General features: G+C 59.4%; 3 protein-coding genes. 1 reads left to right on the top strand and 2 read right to left on the bottom strand.

The window, feature by feature from the left end; translation table 11 throughout:
- The first annotated feature begins 378 nt into the window (after positions 1-378).
- Positions 379-525 carry a BBE domain-containing protein gene (locus tag AWB67_RS36130; protein ID WP_087660656.1) on the top strand — a complete coding sequence of 49 codons (147 nt, stop codon included), beginning with the start codon at positions 379-381 and terminating at the stop codon, positions 523-525.
- A gap of 439 nt (positions 526-964) precedes the next feature.
- Here the strand turns inward: AWB67_RS36130 and AWB67_RS36125 are convergent, their stop codons facing one another.
- Both AWB67_RS36125 and AWB67_RS36120 read right to left on the bottom strand, forming a co-directional pair.
- Positions 965-2044, bottom strand: coding sequence for a class I SAM-dependent methyltransferase (locus AWB67_RS36125; RefSeq protein ID WP_235025563.1), 1080 nt, complete (start codon positions 2042-2044; stop codon positions 965-967).
- A gap of 328 nt (positions 2045-2372) precedes the next feature.
- Positions 2373-2653 (bottom strand): SulP family inorganic anion transporter (locus AWB67_RS36120; RefSeq protein WP_268808164.1); only part of this gene is annotated, 281 nt, incomplete at its 5' end.

Genomic DNA, 2653 nt, shown 5'->3' with positions numbered 1-2653 from the left:
TGAGTTGCCCGCGCCGCTCTTCAACTGGATGGGAGAAATGCAATATCTGACCCTCCAGTCGATGTTCGATACGATTTTCCGAAAGGGCTGCAATGGTGCTGGCGCGGCGATTTCGTGAAAGAACTGACCGACGAAACGATTGACGCCATATCGACCAGGGGCGGAAACTGCCGAGCCCGCTCTCGCTCATGCATCTTTATCCGGTCGACGGCGCCGTGCGTTGCGCCGGCAGGAGCGACACCGCCTGGAACACCCGCGATGCGATATAGTCGATGGTGAGCGCCGGCATCGAGCACGGTCCACAAAAGGCGGGCAAGATCACGCGCTGGACCAAGGGCTTTTGGGAGGCCGTGCATCCTTACTCGGCGGACGGCGCCTATGGACTTCATGATGGACCATGGGGACCACAACAGGCTCATGGCGACCTATAACGACAACTACAAGCGCCTTGTCGCCTTGAATGGCAAATATGGCCCGACGAACTTCTTCCGCGTCGATCAGAACATCAGAGCAACGCACTCTTAGGCGCCACGCCGCCTTGCCGTTCCACCGCTCAAAGGCCTTCTCAGAGCGTTCTTTCGTCTCGGGGAATTGTAGGAACGTTCAAGCTTGATATTTCATCGCAATTTGCACGCTCCGCGCGCTTTTCTTCACGCGACCCGGCATCCACTCCACTTGCAGATCGCGCGCGAGCAATGTCCGGAATGGTCTATCGTCGAGCCCACCCGACCGGCAAAGTGTGTCTACGAGACGAGCGGCCGCTTGGCGGCGACCGTTCGCAACGTAGACGAGTTTTGCCCAATGCGGCTGGCGCAAGATCGCCCGCAACCGCTCCTACTCACGATACTAAACAGCCACCGTATAACTATGATACCGACGCGAGGGGCCCGCGAACGCAGGTCAAGACCAAGCTGAAGGCGCCGGACCGTAGCGTACCTAGTAGACTTCGGCGTTACGAGCAAATCTACGGGACAAGATCGCGCGCGAAGACGAACGTCTGGACCTGCGAATGGATTGGCTCCTGGCGAGTTTCCAGCCGTTTTTTCAGCAGGTGCTCGAAACGGTCGCTCAGTTCGCCTTTCCTTTGCGTATCGTCTGGTTGCGCGAGTGCGAGGAACAACGACGGCACAAAAGTCGACCGGTAAAACGCAGCATATCGGCTCACCATCCGCTCGCGGTCCCCATCTTGAAGAAAACCGTCCCACACGGCGTCGGGCAAGGGAAGACGCTCACAATGCTCGACGGATAACTGGCAACACCGGCCGTCTGCCGCGAAGGCCGTGAGCAGTTCGCGCAAGGGTCGGCCGAACGTCGCCAGCACCATGTGCGCTCGTTCATTTGCTGTCAGGGCGCCCTCGTCTGCCATCTGTGTCAACACATCGTGCGCGTCGTTCATAAGCGGTTCAAATCCGGTGCGCCCGTCGTCATCCGCTCCTGGGAGCACAACGACGAGACGCCCGCCTGGCCGCAATTCGGCGGCACGCAACGACAGGAACTTCTGCCAGTCTTTCATCCCCTGTTCGTGGAACGCAGCGCTCGCGGCCCCCTTCATGCAGGGCACGTAGATATGATCGGCGACCGGCACAGGGACGCGGCTTAACCACATCGCAGCGTACGCGCTCCATCCAAGATGCACGTAGGCCGGCGGAAGTACGCTTTCGTAAAACGACCGGCCGATGGCGCATGGGTACACGTGCGAGTCGTCGCGGACATATCGGTCCGGGTCTGCCTCCAGCACCTTGAAAAGCGAGCCGAAATCGTTGATTGGCAGGTCTTCGTGATAAACAAGAATCGGACGGTTCGGCCCGGCCCGGGTGCGCAACTCGGCGATGGCTACGCGCATCGGGAGTTGCGAATTTCCGCCCTGCGACGTCCCGTAATCGGCGATGACGATCGGATGGTCTGCGGTCTCCAACACGACGCGTGCAGCTGCCTGCTTCAAAGCATTCAACGCGAGGGCGCCACCGGCGGCCTGCAACGCGCTGTGACGGTTGTACTCGCCCCGTCCCTCCATGGCGCCTGACATAGCCTTTGCCTTGTTCACGATGGCATCCCTCCAGCAGGCGATTGTGGCAACGCCCTCAAGACCGTCCGCATTTTTCGTTGTCCGGACACACGCTGCACACGGGCGCTGGGCAGTCGCCATCCGGGGGTGCTCCCGTTTGCATACTAAAAGGAGCGCAGGTATTTATATACGTTGGTAATGGGACAATTAAACAGAATTCACAGAACTGCAATGCAGTATAGGCATTTGGTCAAATGAAGTTACCCGTATCAAGCGATCTGAAGGATCTCTACTGGCCAGCCATGCAACGCAGCACACCAAGCAGAAGCTAGCCAGCTACGGACAGTCGTCCGCGACGGACGGACATTCAAACGTCGACCCGACGGTGACATGGGCCCCCGCCCGTCGGTGGGACGAGCCCGGTCATTAACTGCCAGACGTTCCCCTGCGCGTATCTATGGGCAAGCTCGATCACGAGGCCGGCAAAATCGCTGTGCTTGAGACTCACGCCGAGGACACTGGGTATCTGTCTTACTATGATGATAATTGCGAGACCGAACGCATAGCCGCGCAGCACCGGTTTGGCGATGAACTCCGAAGCGCCGCCCAAGCGCGCGAGCGACGCGCCGACGAAGGTCAACCCGGTAA

The organism is Caballeronia terrestris, assembly GCF_001544515.1.
Classification (GTDB): domain Bacteria; phylum Pseudomonadota; class Gammaproteobacteria; order Burkholderiales; family Burkholderiaceae; genus Caballeronia; species Caballeronia terrestris.
Note: the sequence above shows the minus strand (reverse complement) of the source record. Positions and strands in the feature narration are given on the sequence as shown.